The organism is Acidobacteriota bacterium, from assembly GCA_033549365.1.
In the GTDB taxonomy this organism is placed as follows: Bacteria; Acidobacteriota; Aminicenantia; order Aminicenantales; family Saccharicenantaceae; genus JAWSUF01.
Window position 1 is genome coordinate 38,545 of the sequence record JAWSUF010000013.1, and the last position, 17,366, is coordinate 55,910.

The 17,366-nt window shown below is 58.0% G+C and carries 14 protein-coding genes; 8 read left to right on the forward strand and 6 right to left on the reverse strand.

All coding sequences use genetic code 11. The annotated features are described in order from the left end of the window. The first annotated feature begins 11 nt into the window (after window positions 1-11). From SCM96_13690 to SCM96_13700, 3 genes are all read left to right on the forward strand, one after another. Complete coding sequence (locus tag SCM96_13690; GenBank protein ID MDW7761672.1) at window positions 12-956, forward strand: DUF6599 family protein; 945 nt, start codon at window positions 12-14, stop codon at window positions 954-956. Window positions 957-1,054: 98 nt separating this feature from the next. Beyond that, window positions 1,055-4,120, forward strand: a complete 3,066-nt coding sequence (locus SCM96_13695; GenBank protein MDW7761673.1) for a peptidase S9 — start codon at window positions 1,055-1,057, stop codon at window positions 4,118-4,120. A gap of 21 nt (window positions 4,121-4,141) precedes the next feature. Continuing rightward, a complete protein-coding gene (locus SCM96_13700) occupies window positions 4,142-4,891 on the forward strand; it encodes a hypothetical protein (protein ID MDW7761674.1) in 750 nt (249 codons plus the stop codon). 118 nt (window positions 4,892-5,009) lie between these two features. Here the strand turns inward: SCM96_13700 and SCM96_13705 are convergent, their stop codons facing one another. From SCM96_13705 to SCM96_13725, 5 genes are read right to left on the reverse strand one after another with little or no spacing between them, the layout of a single operon-like run. Beyond that, window positions 5,010-5,783 (reverse strand): DUF1295 domain-containing protein, encoded by a 774-nt coding sequence (locus SCM96_13705; GenBank protein ID MDW7761675.1) that lies wholly within the window; start codon window positions 5,781-5,783, stop codon window positions 5,010-5,012. Window positions 5,784-5,797: 14 nt separating this feature from the next. Further along, window positions 5,798-7,582, reverse strand: coding sequence for a DegV family protein (locus SCM96_13710; GenBank protein MDW7761676.1), 1,785 nt, complete (start codon window positions 7,580-7,582; stop codon window positions 5,798-5,800). A 37-nt stretch (window positions 7,583-7,619) separates the two neighbouring features. Next, complete coding sequence (locus tag SCM96_13715; GenBank protein ID MDW7761677.1) at window positions 7,620-9,104, reverse strand: family 16 glycoside hydrolase; 1,485 nt, start codon at window positions 9,102-9,104, stop codon at window positions 7,620-7,622. Between the two features lie 12 nt (window positions 9,105-9,116). Next, window positions 9,117-10,367: a Gfo/Idh/MocA family oxidoreductase gene (locus SCM96_13720; protein MDW7761678.1), complete on the reverse strand. Its 1,251-nt coding sequence runs from the start codon at window positions 10,365-10,367 to the stop codon at window positions 9,117-9,119. Window positions 10,368-10,389: 22 nt separating this feature from the next. Further along, a complete protein-coding gene (locus SCM96_13725; GenBank protein ID MDW7761679.1) occupies window positions 10,390-11,592 on the reverse strand; it encodes an MFS transporter in 1,203 nt (400 codons plus the stop codon). Between the two features lie 557 nt (window positions 11,593-12,149). Here SCM96_13725 and SCM96_13730 point away from each other — a divergent pair. The 3 genes from SCM96_13730 to SCM96_13740 all read left to right on the forward strand — a co-directional run bounded on the left by SCM96_13730 (window position 12,150) and on the right by SCM96_13740 (window position 14,085). Then, window positions 12,150-12,497 (forward strand): hypothetical protein, encoded by a 348-nt coding sequence (locus SCM96_13730; protein ID MDW7761680.1) that lies wholly within the window; start codon window positions 12,150-12,152, stop codon window positions 12,495-12,497. A gap of 141 nt (window positions 12,498-12,638) precedes the next feature. Next, the gene (locus tag SCM96_13735) at window positions 12,639-13,172 is read left to right on the forward strand and encodes a hypothetical protein (GenBank protein MDW7761681.1); all 534 of its coding nucleotides are present in this window, start codon (window positions 12,639-12,641) and stop codon (window positions 13,170-13,172) included. After that, entirely contained in the window at window positions 13,156-14,085 is a 930-nt protein-coding gene (locus tag SCM96_13740; GenBank protein MDW7761682.1) for a site-specific DNA-methyltransferase, read from the forward strand. Before SCM96_13735 ends, SCM96_13740 begins: the two co-directional genes overlap by 17 nt. Window positions 14,086-14,241: 156 nt before the next feature. Here SCM96_13740 and thiL read toward each other — a convergent pair whose 3' ends face one another. Continuing rightward, window positions 14,242-15,255 (reverse strand): thiamine-phosphate kinase, encoded by a 1,014-nt coding sequence (gene thiL / locus SCM96_13745; protein ID MDW7761683.1) that lies wholly within the window; start codon window positions 15,253-15,255, stop codon window positions 14,242-14,244. A 132-nt stretch (window positions 15,256-15,387) separates the two neighbouring features. Between thiL and SCM96_13750 the strand changes: the two genes are divergently transcribed. Together SCM96_13750 and SCM96_13755 are read left to right on the forward strand one after the other, a co-directional pair. Further along, entirely contained in the window at window positions 15,388-16,785 is a 1,398-nt protein-coding gene (locus tag SCM96_13750; protein MDW7761684.1) for an alpha-L-fucosidase, read from the forward strand. A gap of 4 nt (window positions 16,786-16,789) precedes the next feature. Next, window positions 16,790-17,365, forward strand: coding sequence for a hypothetical protein (locus tag SCM96_13755; GenBank protein MDW7761685.1), 576 nt, complete (start codon window positions 16,790-16,792; stop codon window positions 17,363-17,365). Window position 17,366 lies beyond the last annotated feature (1 nt).

The window sequence follows — 17,366 nt, forward strand, 5'->3', positions numbered from 1 at the left end:
TGATGTTGAAAATGCTCGCTGCCGCAGTCATTCTCATTGCTGCGCAGAACACGGCAGTTCCCGCAATCGATGACCCGCCTGTATCCGAAAAAGCCAGGCTGCTGTCCGTGCTTCCCAAGGATGGAGAAGCAGGGGAGTGGCGGAGACACGGCGAACCCCAGTTCTATGATGGCGAGGATCTCTTCATCTACATCAACGGGGGCGCCGAGATCTACATGGAGTACGGATTTCGGGCGGCCGTCGTCCAGGATTTCCGATCTCCCGGCGGACGCGATATCTCCCTGGAGTTGTTCGCCATGGACTCGCCCGAAGCGGCGTTCGGAATGTATTCCTTCAAGATCTCGGGAAAGGGAGACCCCGTCGGCTTCGGCGAGGGCGGCGAACTTTCCTCATACTACTTGAATTTTTGGAAAGGCCCGATCGTCGCCACGTTGACCGGTTTCGACGAGGATCCGGAAACCGTGGAGGGAATCCGGATTCTGGCCGAAGTGCTGGACGGCGATCTTCCTGCGGGCGGCGTCAGGCCCGGTCTGCTCCAGGTTCTGCCCGGGGATGAGGAGCCCATCCGAAATCGGAGCTATGTCAGAGGTCCTTTGGGCTTTGCCAATCTGCTTCCCTTAATTTCGCAGCATCTATCGCCTCACCACCCCCGGGAAGGCGTCGGAGCTCATTATGAGGACGGCTCAATGTTGGCCGTTCTCAGGTTTGCCTCTCACGAAGATGCGGCTTCGGCTTTCGAAGCGCTGGCGTCGGCCGTCGTTCCGGGGGGCCGGCTTCACAATTTTCGCAACAAGGGTGATTCTTTTATCCAAATGTCCACAGACAGGGGTCGTGAAATTGCATCGGCCGTCAAGCATGACAAGATGATTTTGGCGGAAACCGCCGATTCGGATTCCGGTTCGGCGATTGTCAATAAAACACTCGAACGGCTCGTCCTGCTCGACGCCGCACGCTGAATCGTGGGATTTCCCGGCCCGGATCCGGGTTGCCTCCGGCATTTGGCGAAAGCCTTGAATTCGGCTATGATGGAGTCGGAAGCGCAAGGAGGAACATCATGTCTAAATTCTTCCATCCCAATAAAATAACAGCCCATTTGATTTTGGTCGGGATAATCGTCGTGATTTTTACGGTCTCATCCCTGGAGGCCCAGTATTTCGGCCGCAACAAGGTCCAGTACCAGGACTTCGATTTCCGCGTGATGAAGACCCTTCATTTCGACATCTACTTCTACCTGGAACAGGAAGATGTCGTCAAGGAAGCCGGTTTGATGGCTGAAAGATGGTACGCTCGGCTGTCCCGCCTTTTCAATCATGAGCTCAAAGGCCGCCAGGCTCTGATTCTCTACGGAAGCGGACCCGAGTTCCAGCAGACAACCGTGATTTCCGGCTCACTCGGCGAGGGAACAGGCGGCGTCACCGAATCCTTCAAAAGGCGGATCGTACTTCCCTATGGCGCGTCCCTGGCCGAAACGGACCATGTCATCGGTCACGAGCTGATTCACGCCTTCCAGTTCGACATCATGGCCCAGGGCCATTCCGACGACGCCCGGCAGAGCCCGCAGGGTCTGATGCGTATTCCCCTGTGGTTCGTCGAGGGAATGGCCGAGTACCTTTCCATCGGGCCCGAAGATCCCCTGACGGCCATGTGGATGCGCGATGCCGTCCGCAGCAAGGATCTTCCGCTGATCAACAAGATGGACTCCTTCAAGTACTTTCCCTACCGCTACGGCCATGCTTTCTGGGCTTACGTGACGGGGCGTTGGGGCGACGACGTCGTGGGAAAGATCATGAAGGCGGTCGGGCGGGCGGGCAACTACGAGCCCGCTCTCGAAGCCCTGCTGAGAGTCGATCTTAAACAGCTTTCGACCGACTGGCATACCGCCATGCAGGAAGCCTATGCCCCGGTTCAGGAGAAAACCAAAACACCGGCCGAAACCGGCCGGTCCCTGTTCCCGGGCACGGAGATGAACCCCTATAATGTCGCGCCGTCCCTGAGCCCGGACGGCACCGAGATCATCTTTCTTTCCACGCGGAATCTTTTCTCGGTCGATCTCTTTCTGGCCGACGCCCAAACCGGCAAAATTAAAAGAAAACTGACCTCGACAGCCGTGGATCCCCACTTCGAAAGCATTCAGTTCATCAAATCCTCGGGGTCCTGGAATGCCGAAGGCGATAAATTCGTTTTCGGAGCCGTGAGCCGCGGCCGGCCCCACCTGGTCATCGTTGATGTCCAAAGCGGCCGGACGGACAGGGAGATTCCCTTCACTGAGCTGGGGGAAATCGTCAATCCCACCTGGTCGCCCGACGGCCGATTCATCGCCTTTTCGGCCCTGGCGAGCGGCACATCCGACCTGTTCATCTACGAACTCGAAACGAATATCCTCAAGCAGATGACCCGGGATTCTTTCGCCGATCTGCAGCCGGCCTGGTCGCCCGATGGAAAAACCATCGCCTTTGTCACCGACCGTTTCACGACGAATCTCGAATGGATGGATATCGGCCACTACGAAATCGCCCTGCTCGATCCGTCGACTGGGGCCATCGAACGGCTTCTCGCTTTTCCGGACGGAAAAAACATCAATCCCCAATGGTCGTCCGACAGCGGATCGCTGTATTTCATTTCCGACCAGGGCGGCAAATCCGATGTCTATCGTTTGGACCTTGCCGACCGCCGGATTCACCAGGTGACGAACCTCTATACCGGAGTTGCCGGAATCACGGAACTGAGCCCGGCCATCTCGACGGCGATCCGGGGACAGGCCCTGGCCTACAGCGCCTACGAAGACGGGAAATACTCGATCTTTGCCGTGGATACGGACGAAGCCCTGGCCGGAACCCCTTTCATTGCTCAGTTCGAGGGGATGCGTCTGGCCGTTCTGCCTCCCCGGACCCAACCTGAGGGAACTCTTCTCGGCCTTCTGAAGAACCCGCTCTTCGGCCTTCCCAAGGAGACCGATTTTCCCGTATCGGACTACAAACCCCGCCTCACTCTCGATTACCTGAGCCAACCCCAGGTCGCCGTCGGCGTCGACCGCTATGGGAGCTTTGGAGCCGGAGGCATCGCCGCATTCTGGAGCGACATGCTGGGATATCACACCGTCGTCACCGTCGCCCAGGTCAACAACCGGCTGATCGACAGCGCCTTCCAGGCCGCCTATCTCAACAACCGAAAGAGGTGGAACTGGGGCGTCGTCGGCCAGCGCATGCCTTATGTCTACGGGAGCTACGGCGTGTCCATCGGCCAGGTCTTCGGAGAGCCGGCCTATATCGAGCAGGAAATCCTGTTCCGGCAGATCAACTACGAAATTTCGGGCTTCGCCTTTTATCCCTTCAACACCGCCCGACGGCTTGAATTGAACGCCGGAGTGCGCCTTCTCGATTTCAACACGATGCTCTATACCCGCGCCTATTCGCTTTTCGACGACTTCATGATCCTCAATGAAAAGGAAAGGCTGCCGTCGAGCCCGAGCCTGTATTTCGGAACCGTCTCGGCCTCCATGGTCTATGACACGGGGATTTTCGGCGCCACGAGCCCCATCCTGGGGCAGAGCTATCTCCTCCAGGTCACACCGACGCTGGGGTCGCTGGCTTTCACGACGGTTCTGGCCGATTATCGACGGTACATCATGCCTGTCCGCCCGATTACGCTGGCCTTCCGGGCAATCCATTACGGCCGTTACGGAAAAGATGCCGAAGACGGCCGGTTGTGGCCTCTCTTCATCGGCTATGAAAACCTCGTCCGAGGCTACAACGATTCGTCGTTTTCCTATTTCGAATTTTCCGACGCGGGAGGGTTCACTTTCGACAGGCTGATCGGCAGCAAAATGGCCCTCGCCAATTTCGAAGTCCGCTTTCCTCTCTTTGGGCTTCTCGGGCTGGGGAAGGGTTTCTACGGCGTCTGGCCGCTCGAAGCCTTCGCGTTTTACGATATCGGCGTGGCCTGGCGCGAGGGCACAAGCCCCTCGTTTTTGGGAGGCAAGCAGGTTCCGGTGTCCAGCGTGGGCACCGGATTGCGGACCAATCTCTTCGGCTATCTGGTTCTCGGGCTCAACTATGTCAAACCCCTGGACAGGCCGGAGAGGGGCTGGTATTTCCAGTTCACGATTTCACCCGGATTTTAACGGACGAGAGGATTGCGAACCATGCGGCGGACCGTTCTTTTCAGCACCTTGATCCTTCTGACGGCCCTGACCCCGGCTGCGGCCGACAAGCCGTCTCCCTGGACGATCGAAGCGGAGACGGGGCTGGCCTTCAGCGGCTATAACGACATCCAGATCCCGCGCAGCACCGGAACCCGGTTCTCCTTGTCGCGGGATCTCGATCCGGAATCCAAATGGTTCCAGAGACTCCGGATCGGAGTTCAAATTCATCCCCGGCATCACATCTCCGCCCTCTACGCGCCGCTCAGTCTTTTTGCCGTGGGCGATGCCCCGCTCCCGATCTTATTTAACGGCGTTCTATTTCCGGCCGGCACATCGCTTCGGGGAAAATACCGCTTCAACTCCTACCGGCTGTCCTGGATGTATATCTTTGCGGATTCCGATACCTGGCGTCTGGGCGCGGGATTGACGGCCAAAATCCGGGACGCCTCCATCAGTCTTCTCGGCGGCGGACAGTTTTCGGAAAAAACGAATGTCGGCTTCGTTCCCCTGATCCGCTTCTGGGCCGAGCGCCGTTTCGGTGACAAGTACTCCGTGTTGATCGAAGGCGACGCCCTGGCCGCACCGCAGGGACGGGCGGAGGACGTATTTCTCGGGATAACCGCTCAGATCGCCCCGGAGATCCGTCTCAAGGCCGGATACCGGTTCGTCGAGGGCGGCGCGGACGTCGAGGAAGTCTACAACTTCGCCTGGATTCATTTTCTCACCGTCGGCGCCCAAATCCGCTTTTAGCCTGATCGACTCACAAAAATGCTGAAGAGTACAGCTTCACCCTCCGCGCCTTGCATCTGCAGCCGCCTCGACTCGTGAATCGATCAGGCCCACAAGGCGGAATCCTACGGGATGGCCTTTATGGTTTCCGGCGGAAGCCGGGGAAGAAGGCGTTGACGGATTTGACGTAAACTTCGTATTCGGGATTGCCGGTGTATTTCTTTTCAAGCATGACGACGCCGGAGACGCGCATAAGAAGAAAAGTGATGAGCGCCGGGCCGATGACGGAGATCCAGCCGTTGGGCGCCTGAACGGCGAAGAGAAAGATCGCCCACCACATGACGGCCTCGCCGAAGTAGTTCGGATGACGCGTGATGCTCCATAATCCCTGAGTCATGATCCGGCCCTTGTTTTCCGGATTCCTCTTGAAGCGCAGAAGCTGAAAATCCCCAACGGCCTCAAAAAAGAAACCGATCAGCCAGAGCGCCGCCGCGAAAATGTCAAGCCCCGTCAGAGGCCCGGCGCCCCGATGGTTGACGACGAGAACCGGAAAACTGATGATCAGCAGAAAGACGCCCTGAAGAAGAAAAACCTGAAGATAGGTGCGCGGGATGAACAGCCGTCCCCAGTCGCGACGCCATTTCGCATAGCGGAAATCCTCGCCCCGCTTTCGGTTCCGGACGGCGATATGCAGGGCCAGGCGCATTCCCCAGACGAGAACGAGCAGGTTGACCAGGATTTGGCGGGGCGATCCGGCCTCGGCGGCGACCGCCGTCAAGACGGCGACAAGCCCGAATCCCGGACCCCAGAAGATGTCGGCGATGGAATTGTCCTTGCGGAGAAGCGCAATCGCAAAGGCCGCGGTCATATACAGAAAAACGCCTGCGGCCGCGAGCCCGAGAAGTGACGTCATGTTGGGCCTCCGAACTATTTCATCATCATGGCGATGCCCACGGCGCCGATGCCGTTATGGACGCCGATGACGGGGGAGATGTCGACGATGTAAGCCGGTTCGCGACCGAGACGCCCTCTCAGTCGCGAAGCATATTCCTCCGCTCGATCCCGGCTGCGGGCATGAACCAGGCCGTATTTCCAGACTTTGCCGCGATCGGCTTCGCGACCGATGAGCGAGACGATCTTTTTCATGTTGCCGCTTCGGCTGAAGGATTTGCCGGCGGCCGCGGCTTTCCCCTCGGCGTCCAGGGTGACGATGGGCTTGATGTTGAGAACCTTGGCCAAAAGCCCCTTGAGCGGGCTGACGCGCCCTCCGCGAACCATGTATTCCAGGGTCCGGACATCGACCCAGATGCGCGTCTTTTTGACCCAGTCCGGGGCTGCGGCTTCAATCTCAGCGGTGCTTGCCCCTCCGCGCAGGGCTTCGGCGGTCCTGAGGACAATGAGACCCAGGGAGGCCGAAAGCTGCCGTGAATTGAAAACGGAAACCTTTCCGGGGGGATATTCCCCGGCCGCCGTCTGAAACATCGCGTTCAGTCCGGACAGTTTTTCGGAGATAGTCCAGACGACGACGGAGGCGTAGTGCGTCGTCAGGAAGGAGAGCATATCCTGGACCGCCTTGGGCGTCGGCTGTGAGCTTTTCGGCATGACCGGCGAGGTCTCCAGCATCTCGTAGAACTTTTCCGGCGTCAGGGTGACCTTATCCAGAAACAGGCTCTCGCCGAAGACGACGTGATAGGGGATGACGTGAACCTGATGGGCGTCCAGAACGTCCTGGGGAAGATCACACGAAGAATCCGTCACCAGGGCGATGTCGCCGAGCCTCTGGTGGGCGGCCTCGTACTGGCGAAGCATGTCGTCGGCCTTGATGTCGATCACGGATCCGAAATCCTTGATTTTGTAGAACATCTCGGCCGGACGGTCGGTGTGGCAGTGAATCCGGACGCGCGTTCCGGAACCGGCGACGATGACCGATTCTCCGAAAGACGCCGCTACATTCCGGATGACGTCGGGGTCGAGGTTTTCCCCGGCGATCAGGGCTTCGGCGCACCAGCGCTGCTCCAGCCCCTCGGCTGAGGTGTGAGCCGGCACCGCTGCATCGACATCAGGAATCGCTTTCCGAAAGCGCGCCAGGGCCCGCAGGTTGCCGCGGCCGATGAAATCCGCGACTCCCTGGATAAAATCGAAGAACCCCCGGGCTCCGGCATCGACGACACCGGCCCGGGCCAGAACGGCCAGCTTTTCAGGCGTCCGCCTCAACGATTCCTCGGCAGCTTTCAGGGAGCGGGGCAGCAATTCGGAGAAGTCGGAAATGTGCATGCAGTGATCGTAAACGTCATCGGCCCATTCCTTGATGACGGTCAGCATGGTGCCTTCGACGGGTTTCAGCATCGCTTTGTAGGCGTGCCGTGCCGCCTTCCTGACGGATTCACCGAAGGCCCGGGTGGTCAGCTGGATATCGTCACGCATCTCCCGGCTGAGGCCGTAGAGGAACTGGGCGAAAATCAGGCCGGAGTTTCCCCGGGCGCCGGCGATCGCGGCGTCGGCGATGGATTCCATGGTCGGCTGAACGGAAGGGAAGGCTTTGGCTTTTTCGGCGATGGCCCGCATGGTCGAGGCCAGATTAGTTCCCGTATCCGCATCCGGAACGGGAAAGACGTTGATTTTGTTCAGATAGTCCCGGTCCTCGATAACGGCGTTTCCCCCTGCCAGAACGGCATGAAACAGCCGATTGCCGTTGATATAACGGATTTTCATGGGTCCCTCACTCGCCCTCCATCATACCATATCGTTATCAATCCGGCCGCAACTCCTTGATGAAGATATTCCGGAAAAAGACGGGAGAGATGCTGTCATGATTCTGAAGCCCGATATAGCCTTCATCGGCGAAATCGCGGACCTTGCCCCGGGGTTCGGCCTCCCAGTCCAGGACGGCGACTCCGTTGAGCTCGACCTGGATCCGGTTTCCGACAAGCATAATCCTCATGTGGTTCCATTCGCCGGTCGGTTTTTCCGCATCCGCCGTCGGGGCCTCGGCGTCATAGACCGCCCCCGTGCGGTGGATGCCCTTCCCGGCGTCGTTTATCTGGATTTCGAAGGAGTGGTAGATGTAGTCGTCGCTTGTTGGGACTTCCGGCACCCGCACAAAAACCCCGGAATTTGTATCCTTACGGGCGCACTTGTATTCGAAATCCAGAACGAAATCCCGGAACATGCGCCGGCTGTACCAGAAGAGCCCCATGCCGTCGACGGATTCGAGGACGCCGGTCTTTGGGTCGAGCGTGAAATATCCCGGTCCGTAATGATTCCAGCCGTGCTTGTTATAGCGGCCTCCGCTTCGTCCGAGAATCTGTTCGTAGCCGTGGTAATACGTAACGCCGCGGAGGAATTCCAGGCCCTTGCGGATCGCGGGTTCGGGATTTTCGACTTCGGCCTCGTTTTCGTATTCGATGGTCAGGTGGCCCGCATAATCCTGAAGCGTCAGTTCGGCCAGAATTCTCCTGATATCGGCGCGGCCGTCGCCGAACGGCACGTCGACCGCTCCCTGGATTCCGAAATCGCTCCGGTCCTTGAGATGGACGTCGATGATCCGTCCTTCGAGAAGCCGGAGGCAGGCGACGGGATCGAGTCCCGTGCGCATCCAGTGGCCGGTGTCGGCCGAAGCGCCGATCCGGGCGTCCCGTTCCGCGACCCGCTCCAGCACGGTCCCGGGTTGCGCATAGGGCGTTGGCGGAGGATGGTTGTGGATCGCAATCCGGACGCCGGTGGCCTTGACCATCTTTTCGATGAGCGCAAAGTCGGCCTCCCGCGGCTCGCAGACGACAATCCCGATGCCCATGTCCCGGGCAAAATCGAAGACTTTCCGCATGTTGTCTTCGGTCGTCCCGATGTCCACGACGCCGTAGGCGACGAGCGTCATGCCGCGTTCGGCGAGAGCGTCCTTGACGCGCTTCCGCGTCGCTTCGTCCATGTCATGGCTGAACACGGTTTTGGAATCCCCGGCCTCCAGCTTTTGCCCCGGATAGGCCTGAATCCGGGTGATGCCGAGGGCTTTCGTCCTGTCCAGCGTTTCAAAAAACGTGAACTTTCGAAACGTCCAGGCCTGCATGGCGATGGGGAAGGACTTGATGCGCACGGAATCGTAATCCGTCTCCCGGACGGCATCGGAAACATCCTGGGGGATTCCGGCCGCCGTCTGGGGTTTCGCACCGGCCGGAGGGGCCTGCATGACGGCCAGGCAGATTGCGGCGCAGGCAAAAATCATCAGACAAATACGCATGACGACCCTCCCTCAGCGCTTCCGGGGATTCCAGGCCCCGCGAGCCACGGCCGGGATGAAGGTGTCCAGTCCCGGCGGCGGATAGACCAGGGTTTTTTCCTGCTCGGCGCTCATGTAGGCGGCCATCAGAAGCTCGGCCACGTTCAGGCCGTCGCTGAAATTCTCCTCGGGCCGCTTCCCGTCGAGGAAGCTCTGAACCATGTGGCGGTTCTCGGCGATATAGCCGTACTCGGTCTCCTCGGAACCGACGACGGGCATGAGGCCCATCTCGGCGTTCTGTTTTTCGACGAGGTCCTCGCCGCTATCGCCCTGGACGCCCCGGCTGAAGAACACCTTGAGCCCGGAGTCGAGGGTGTTGATGGACAGCGAGTATTCGGGCCCCAAAAGCTCCATGGACAGCCTCAGCCCGGCCCCGACATAACACCAGGATGTCGTGGTCTCGACGACCAGGATCCGGCCGTCCGCGTCCTTGTACTCGACGAGGGCCCGGGCGAAATCCTCTGAGGGCCGCGTCAGGTAATCCGTTTTTCCGCCGGAATTGTCGAACAGGATCTTGGCGTATTTCGGGTCCTGCCATTTCAGACAGGTGGCGTAGGCGGTGATTTTAACCGGCGTCAGGGACTCGCGGGGTGCGCCCGGCGCCGTGAGCATGAACCGGGCTTCCTCGACGGAGTGGCACATCATGTCGTTGAGAACGCCGCCGCCCTGGAGTTCGCCTTCCCAGAACCAGGGCATGTGGGGACCGCTGTGCTCCTCGGCGGCCCGGGCGAGATAAGGCCGGCCGCAGAAATTGGCCCCCCGCGCCCAGACAATCTCCTTGCCCCGGACGACGGCCGGCGCGAAGACCTGGTTTTCGAGATAGCCGTCGAGAAGCCCGGCTTTTTGGACGAGTTCGAGCATTTTCCGGGCTTCCGCGACATTGCGGCCCAGGGGCTTTTCGCAACAGATGCCGACAAGCTCGCCCTTGCCTTTTTCCAGGGCATGGACGATCTCCTCCATGACTTCGAGCCGGGTGAAGTTGGGAGAGCCGATCCAGATGGCGTCGATGGCCGGGTCGGCCACCATGTCGGTCAGGCTGCGGTGGACGCGGGGCTCGCCGACCCTCAGGCTTTTGGCCAGCGCGGCCGCTTCTTCGGCCCGCTTCATGTCCGGATCGACGATGCCGAGGACGTCGGCGTCGCGGACGCCGACCCAGGACCGGATATGGAAGCGGGTGATGAAGCCGCCTCCGACAAAACCGATGCCCAGTGTTTTCTTTTTCATTTTCATTCTCCTGATATAGAACTCATGCCGAGGCGGATTTCTTTTCCCGGAAAAAGGCGACGAACGCAATGAGGCAGAGGATCGTCAGGACCGTCGGAACGATGAAGACCGATCGCCAGTTGGTCACCGCCTCAATCGTGAAGATCGTCTGGATCCAGCCGGCGAACAGGCTGCCGACAAAATTCCCGAACCCGAGCAGAGCGATGGCGATCAGGCTTTGGGCCGAGGCCCGGATGTCTTTGGGCGCGATCCGGTCGACATAGATGAAGGCCGTGGTGAAGAAGAAAACGTAGCAGAAGCCGTGGAGAGACAGCGAGGAAATGACGAGCCAGGACGGGGCGCCGATGACGAAGATGATATACCGGATGGGCCAGGCCAGGATCCCGATGGCCAAAGTGGTCCGCATGCCGAAGCGGGGCAGGAAGTAGGGGAGGAGCAGGGCCATGACGAAGATCTCGGCGATCTGGGCGATGGTCATGACCGCAGGCACGGCCGAACCGGTTACACCGATGCTGTCCGTCAAGAAGGGCGCCGTCAGGATGTAATAGAACTGAAGCTCCGTGGCCACGACGAAGGAGATGATGACGAAGATCAGGAAGTTTTTATCCCGCAGCATTTTCAAGGCTTCGAGGAAGGCCCAGGGCTTAGCGCCCTCCTTGCGGGGCGGTGTATGCGGAAGCCCGAAGGACATGAAGCCCATGACGAGCGAAAAGATCCCGGCCAGAAAGAGCGTGTCGCCCTTGAGCAGGGGGATTTCGATTCCCGCGGAGATGGTGCGCCATCCCGTCAGGATCCAGCCGGCGGCGATCCAGCCGATCGTCCCCCAGACCCGGATGCGGCCGAAGTCCTTCTCGGAGTTTTCGAGATTGATGAAGGCGATGGAGTTGGTCAGGGCCAGGGTGGGGGCGTAGACGACGCAGTAAAAGAACATCAGCCACATCATCGGCGCGAAGGCCGTCACGGTGGAGATGATGATGAGGAAAAACCCCCCGGCAAGCTGCATGCCGGCGATCACCTTCTGGGTCGGGAAATAGCGGTCGGCGATCTGGCCGCCGATGAACGGCGCGATGATCGTGGCCAGAGGCAGCAGGCTGTAGATCAGCCCGACCTGGGTTCCGGTGTATCCGAGGGTGTTGATGAGGTATTCGGATAAAACCGGGGCCCAGGCTCCCCAGATCGCGTACTGGAGAAACATCATCAGGCCGAGACGAAACTTGACGCTCATGGATGGCTCCTTTCAGGCGAGTTCGGCTCGCGGGGAGGCGGCCGGAATCGAATGCAAAGTATCCCAAAGGCGCGGGATTTGTCAACCTGACAACCTCGATATGCGCACAACCACCGTGCTGTGGTTGCGCGCAAAAAGAGCTGATTAGCGGCGGGGGGAGGGGAAAGATCAAGTCTAACAGTCTAAACTTAGTCCACCTTTAAAATTTAAGACAGCCCGCTTTTAAGTTTACTTGACACCCGTCGGTGGAAGGCATAACTAATTGAATGTGTAGCTATGGGGATTTCTGGGTGGATGTATTATTATAGAAAGTCTTCTTGACAAATCGCGGTGTTTTGTAATAACATAAATTTGTGAAAAGTGGGGTAAATATAAATTTGTCGGCGTATTACATAGAATCCATTTCTCACCCCGCTCCGAGCGGAAAACATGAACTAAAAGACTGCAGTAAAAGGACTTATGCGGGTTAACGAGTTTGGGTTTTTTATTGTGATTTTGCGCTCTAAAGGTGTTAAGAAGAAACTATATATGCATTGTTGGGCAGCACAATGCTAGGGATGGCAGGCGGTCTGCTCGAGGCGCTCTTTGTGTCTCGAGCGAACAAGTTGGCCGACAAGAGCGCCCTGTTTCGCTCGCCAGCTGCTCCAATCGACGGCAGGACGCAGAAAGCTCTTAATCTCCGCCAATGGACTCTAGCGCCATACATCGATGTTGGCCACGATCTTGGTTGGATCTCGCGTTCTGCCAAAGACGTAGCGGCGATCCTTCGTGATTACCGGAACTATGTTCATCCAGAGAAGGAACGTGCCTATGGAATTAACCTCTCCGTCGATGATGCTGCGATGCTCTGGGAGATCACGAAGACCTTGAGCAAGGAGCTTCTCTCATTGAAGGGGGCGACATGAGTGCTGCCCAACAAGCCGTTGCAGCGGGCGGCGCTGCGCGCCTCCGCTGAACGCCAGGATGTTAGGCTGACAAACAACCATGTGGAAACGAGCTAAAACAGACGACATCACAGAGAAATTCTGTTTAACAAGGATGATACTATGCCGCATGCACTCGAATTAAAATACGGTCTAACGGCCCAGGAACTGCTCGATGCAATAGACAGGCGATTTCGCCTAAAGGTGGCTTTGGAAGGTGCTGTCGCAGAAGTACATTTCGAGAGGAAACTACGTATCGCAAGTAGAGAAGGCTGGTTGACTAGCTACGAAGACCACGATGCGGATGGCTTGCATGATTTTACCGTAGTAGCGATATCTGGAAGGTCCATAAGAGTTGAAGTAAAGACTATTCGTAACGGCCCGAAACCTCAGGTCGAACTACAAAAGACGCGTGCTGCCAAAGGCGACCCTAGCAGTCGCTATTACGACCATAATCATTTCGATGTTGTCGCCGTCTGTGTCGGCCGCTACACCGGTGATTGGAGTCAATTCCGATACGCATTGGTAAGAGAGCTTCCGCGCCACCGAAATCATCCGAATAAAATTCAAGTCATGCATTCCATTCCAGATGAGGAAGAGATAATCCCACGATGGTTTTCACGCTTTCAGGATGTCATTGATGCATATTCAATCTGAACCGATCTACAAAACTAAGTTTGGGGCGATGTATTGCACTAATAGCCTAGGATTCATGCAACAGATGCCTGATGATTCGATTGATCTAGTTATTACAAGTCCGCCGTACGCTCTCCATTTCAAGAAAGAATATGGAAATGCCAACCAGGAGGATTACATTACTTGGTTTCTTCCTTTTACCCGGGAAATCAAACGAATTATAAAGCCATCAGGCTCCTTTGTCCTAAATCTTGGAGGTGCATGGAAACCCGGGTTACCGATTCGCAGTCTATACCATTATCGAGTAATTCTTGCTCTTGCAGACGATGTCGGATTTGATTTGGCGCAAGAATATTTTTGGTTCAATCCGGCAAAAATGCCGGCACCAGCTGAGTGGGTAAATGTTCGGCGAATTCGGGTAAAAGATAGTGTGGAATATATTTTTTGGCTTATAAAAGATTCGATGGCTAAAGCTGATAATCGAAAGGTTCTGCAACCGTACAGCAAGGATATGAAACGCCTAATCAAACGAGGAGTGAAGCAAACCATTCGGCCAAGCGGCCATGTTATTAATAGTACATTTGCAAGCGATCATGGCGGTTCAATTCCATCAAATCTTATCCAGTGTGGTAACAATGAATCGAATAGCGCTTATATAAAAAAATGCAAATCTGCTGGCACTAAAATACATCCAGCTCGTTTTCCTACAGAGCTACCAAGATTCTTTATTGAATTTCTCACGAATCCAGGGGATATTGTGCTTGATCCATTTGCGGGTAGCAATACCACAGGGTATGTAGCTGAGGGTCTAAAGCGCAAATGGGTTTCTGTGGAAATTCGAAACGATTATGCACAGGAGAGTCGATTGCGCTTTGAGGGAACGCAAGAAGAAGTCGATATTGCTCAGGGTCAACAGATTCTGCTTTTTGAATAAGGTCATTATTTGGCGCGATGGCAGAGATCATTCGTGTGGATTCGCCCAGCTTAACATCCGGTTGCAGCGAACAGACCTCTATACGACCCTTTGCCAGTTAATCGTACCCGAATAGGATCGTGAATTGATGCCATGGAGGCATTTGAAAAGCGTTGGTCAGCCGCGAGGGGCAGGGAAGTGTTCGAAGCCCACTTCAGAAAGGCGCGCCGGCTTGCCGTTCAGGAAATAACGAAGGCCGGATGAGGCGGGGGTGATCTTTCCGATGGGCGAAACATCGCGGCCGAAATGCTTTTTGAACGCGGCGGCAAGGGAGGGCCAGGATGCGGCATCGGCCGTGAAGAGAAGGCAATAGTCTTCGCCTCCGCAGGCCGCAGTCGAGAAAAGGTCCCAACCTCGGGCGGCTGCCGTCCGTTTGAGAGCCGGCGATACCGGAAGACGCTCGAGATCGATATCGGCCCCGCAGAGGGAGGCGTCCATGATGCGCCGGATATCCGAATCGAGCCCGTCGGAAACGTCCATCATGGCCCGGACGCCCGGCCGCCGCGACAGCCATCGGCCTTCCTCGATGTGAGGCCGGGGCCGGACATGGTGCCGGATGAGAAACCGGGTGTCGCGTCCGGCGGAGGAATTCTCCTGAAGAAGTCGGAGGCCGCCCAGAGAATCGCCGAGACAGCCTGTGACGGCGATAACGTCGCTAGCCTTCGCCGTCGATCTGAATTTCACATGCCGCCGTGCAACACGGCCGATGACCGCAATATCGATCACCAGGCCCTTGCTCGATCGAGTCGTGTCTCCGCCGAGAAGCCGGGTCTCATGTTCCGAGGCGCAGGCCTGCAATCCCTTGAAAAAAGCGTCCAGCCATCGGACATCCGTGTCCTCAGGAAGCCCCAGAGACAGAAAAGCCCAAAGCGGCCGCCCGCCCATGGCGGCGATATCGCTGAGGTTTGCGGCCAGCGCCTTGGCCCCGAGATCCTTCGGACGAATCCGGGAGGAGATGAAATGCGTGTCTTCGATGAGAAGGTCGGTCGTGACAAGGAGGCAGTCGCTCTTTGTCCAGGGGATGACGGCGCAGTCGTCTCCGATGCCGGTCAGGCCTTCGGGCAAATCGCGGTTGAACAACGGAGCGATGCGCCGGATCAGACCGAACTCGCCGAGATCGGAAATTTTCACGCCCTTCCCTTCATACCGACATCCTCGGAGATATCGCCGTTTCTGTCAAGCACAGCGGTTTGACGCATCGAGACGCCTTCTGATATCGTGAACCCGGCGCGAATCGATTCCACGGCAAGAAAGGAGTCCTCCATGCGTTTGATTCCCCTGTTTCCCTGGATTTCCGGAGCGGCGATCATTCTGATCGGCATTCCGCTCATCCTGGCCGCCGCAATCTCGCTTCCCAAGGAATCCGACGCCCAGCGCGCGGAGAGAATGCGCTGGTGGACGGAAGCCCGGTTCGGCATGTTCATCCACTGGGGGCTCTACGCCCTCCCGGCCCGCCACGAATGGGTCCAGAGTCGCGAGAAAATCAGCGCCGCCGCCTACGAAATCTATTTCCGGCACTTCGATCCCGACCTCTACGATCCCGCGGCCTGGGCGCGGGCGGCCCGCCGGGCCGGCATGAAGTATGTCGTCGTGACGACCAAGCACCACGACGGATTCTGCCTGTGGGACAGCCGGCTCACCGACTTCAAGGTCACGAACACGCCTTACGGCAAGGACCTGATCCGCCCCCTCGTCGAGGCCCTGCGGGCCGAAGGCCTCAAAGTCGGGTTTTATTATTCGCTTCTCGACTGGCATCATTCGGAATACCCGCCGGACAGGTTTCATCCGATGAGGGACGACGAGTCCTTCAAGGCCGCGGCTGCGGGCCGCGATATCCGGGTTTACGCCGACTATCTGCACGGTCAGGTGCGCGAGCTTCTGACGGACTTCGGCCGGATCGACAGCCTCTTTCTCGACTACTCGTTTCCCGACGGCCTTGACGGCAAGGGCCGGAAGGAATGGCAGTCCGAAAAACTGATCCGGGTGATCCGTGAGCTTCAGCCCGGGATCGTGGTCAACGACCGGCTCGACCTCCTCGACGTTCCCGGCGGCTTCGACTATCGGACGCCCGAGCAGTTCATGCCGAGAGAATGGGTTATGATGGACGGCCGCCGCGTTCCCTGGGAGACATGCCAGACCTTCAGCGGCTCCTGGGGCTATCACCGCGACGAATCCACATGGAAAAGCCTGCGCCAACTCGTCGTCATGCTGGCCGAGGTCGTGAGCAAGGGCGGGAATCTCCTGCTCAACGTCGGTCCCACGGGCCGGGGAACGTTCGATGCCCGGGCCATGGAAAGACTCGAAGGACTGGGGGAGTGGATGGCGCTTCACGACCAGGCGATCACCGGCTGCACTCAGGCGCCCGAGGAGTTCCCGACGCCGCCGAACGGTCTTTTGACCTACAATCCGGCTACGCGCCGTCTCTATCTCCATGTCCTCGAATGGCCCATGGGCGCGTTTCATCTCGACGGGTTCGCCGGAAAAGTCGCCTATGCCCAGCTTCTCAACGACGCCTCGGAAATCCGCTTTACCGAGACCGGCGAGGCGGCGGGATTTATGCCGGGGAAAAGGGAAGAGGCCGGACGGTCGACCTTGACTCTGCGCCTTCCCGTCCAGGCTCCGGACGTCGTTTTGCCGGTCATCGAGCTCTTTCTCAAGTGATGCCATGACGAGCCGTCGAAGGCGTTTCCGGGACAAGGTGATTGCGGGGATCGCCGCGGTTGCCGCCGGATTCGGAATTCTTGTCGTGTCCGCCGCCGTTCCCGGTTGCGGCGTGACGATGGATGACGAAGCCCGGATTCTCGAACTGGTCGAGCGCCTGCGCGCCTTGGCCGAAAACCGAGATACCGCGGCGATCATGGAACTCATTCACGAGGACTATGAGGATTTCCAGGGAAGAAACAGGGACAAAGCGCGGTCGTTTATCGAAGACCATTTCCGGAGATATCGCGGCATCGTCATCCATCTCCTCAAGGCCGAAGTGGGGGAGGAGGTCGAGGCGGAGATTCGGGAGGTCCGGATCGACGTCCTCCTGTCTTCGGGTATTGCCGAGACGCTGCGACGCGCGGTCCGCTTTGCCGGTGAAACCTATCGGATCGAGTTGACGGTTGTCCGCGATGTGCGGGATGAATGGCGGATCCTGGGCGCTTCCTGGCGGCCGGTCGCGTCGGATGACATGCTGCCGGGTTCCCTGGAGACGTTGAATGAACTTTTCCCCGACGTCATCCGTAATATCTTTTAAA

What these genes read in the sequence shown, in the direction of transcription:
- SCM96_13690 (MDW7761672.1), top strand. Translation starts at nt 12, where the DNA reads ATGCTCGCTGCCGCAGTCATTCTCATTGCTGCGCAGAACACGGCAGTT.
- SCM96_13695 (MDW7761673.1), top strand. Translation starts at nt 1,055, where the DNA reads ATGTCTAAATTCTTCCATCCCAATAAAATAACAGCCCATTTGATTTTG.
- SCM96_13700 (MDW7761674.1), top strand. Translation starts at nt 4,142, where the DNA reads ATGCGGCGGACCGTTCTTTTCAGCACCTTGATCCTTCTGACGGCCCTG.
- SCM96_13705 (MDW7761675.1), bottom strand. Translation starts at nt 5,783, where the DNA reads ATGACGTCACTTCTCGGGCTCGCGGCCGCAGGCGTTTTTCTGTATATG.
- SCM96_13710 (MDW7761676.1), bottom strand. Translation starts at nt 7,582, where the DNA reads ATGAAAATCCGTTATATCAACGGCAATCGGCTGTTTCATGCCGTTCTG.
- SCM96_13715 (MDW7761677.1), bottom strand. Translation starts at nt 9,104, where the DNA reads ATGCGTATTTGTCTGATGATTTTTGCCTGCGCCGCAATCTGCCTGGCC.
- SCM96_13720 (MDW7761678.1), bottom strand. Translation starts at nt 10,367, where the DNA reads ATGAAAAAGAAAACACTGGGCATCGGTTTTGTCGGAGGCGGCTTCATC.
- SCM96_13725 (MDW7761679.1), bottom strand. Translation starts at nt 11,592, where the DNA reads ATGAGCGTCAAGTTTCGTCTCGGCCTGATGATGTTTCTCCAGTACGCG.
- SCM96_13730 (MDW7761680.1), top strand. Translation starts at nt 12,150, where the DNA reads ATGGCAGGCGGTCTGCTCGAGGCGCTCTTTGTGTCTCGAGCGAACAAG.
- SCM96_13735 (MDW7761681.1), top strand. Translation starts at nt 12,639, where the DNA reads ATGCCGCATGCACTCGAATTAAAATACGGTCTAACGGCCCAGGAACTG.
- SCM96_13740 (MDW7761682.1), top strand. Translation starts at nt 13,156, where the DNA reads ATGCATATTCAATCTGAACCGATCTACAAAACTAAGTTTGGGGCGATG.
- SCM96_13750 (MDW7761684.1), top strand. Translation starts at nt 15,388, where the DNA reads ATGCGTTTGATTCCCCTGTTTCCCTGGATTTCCGGAGCGGCGATCATT.
- SCM96_13755 (MDW7761685.1), top strand. Translation starts at nt 16,790, where the DNA reads ATGACGAGCCGTCGAAGGCGTTTCCGGGACAAGGTGATTGCGGGGATC.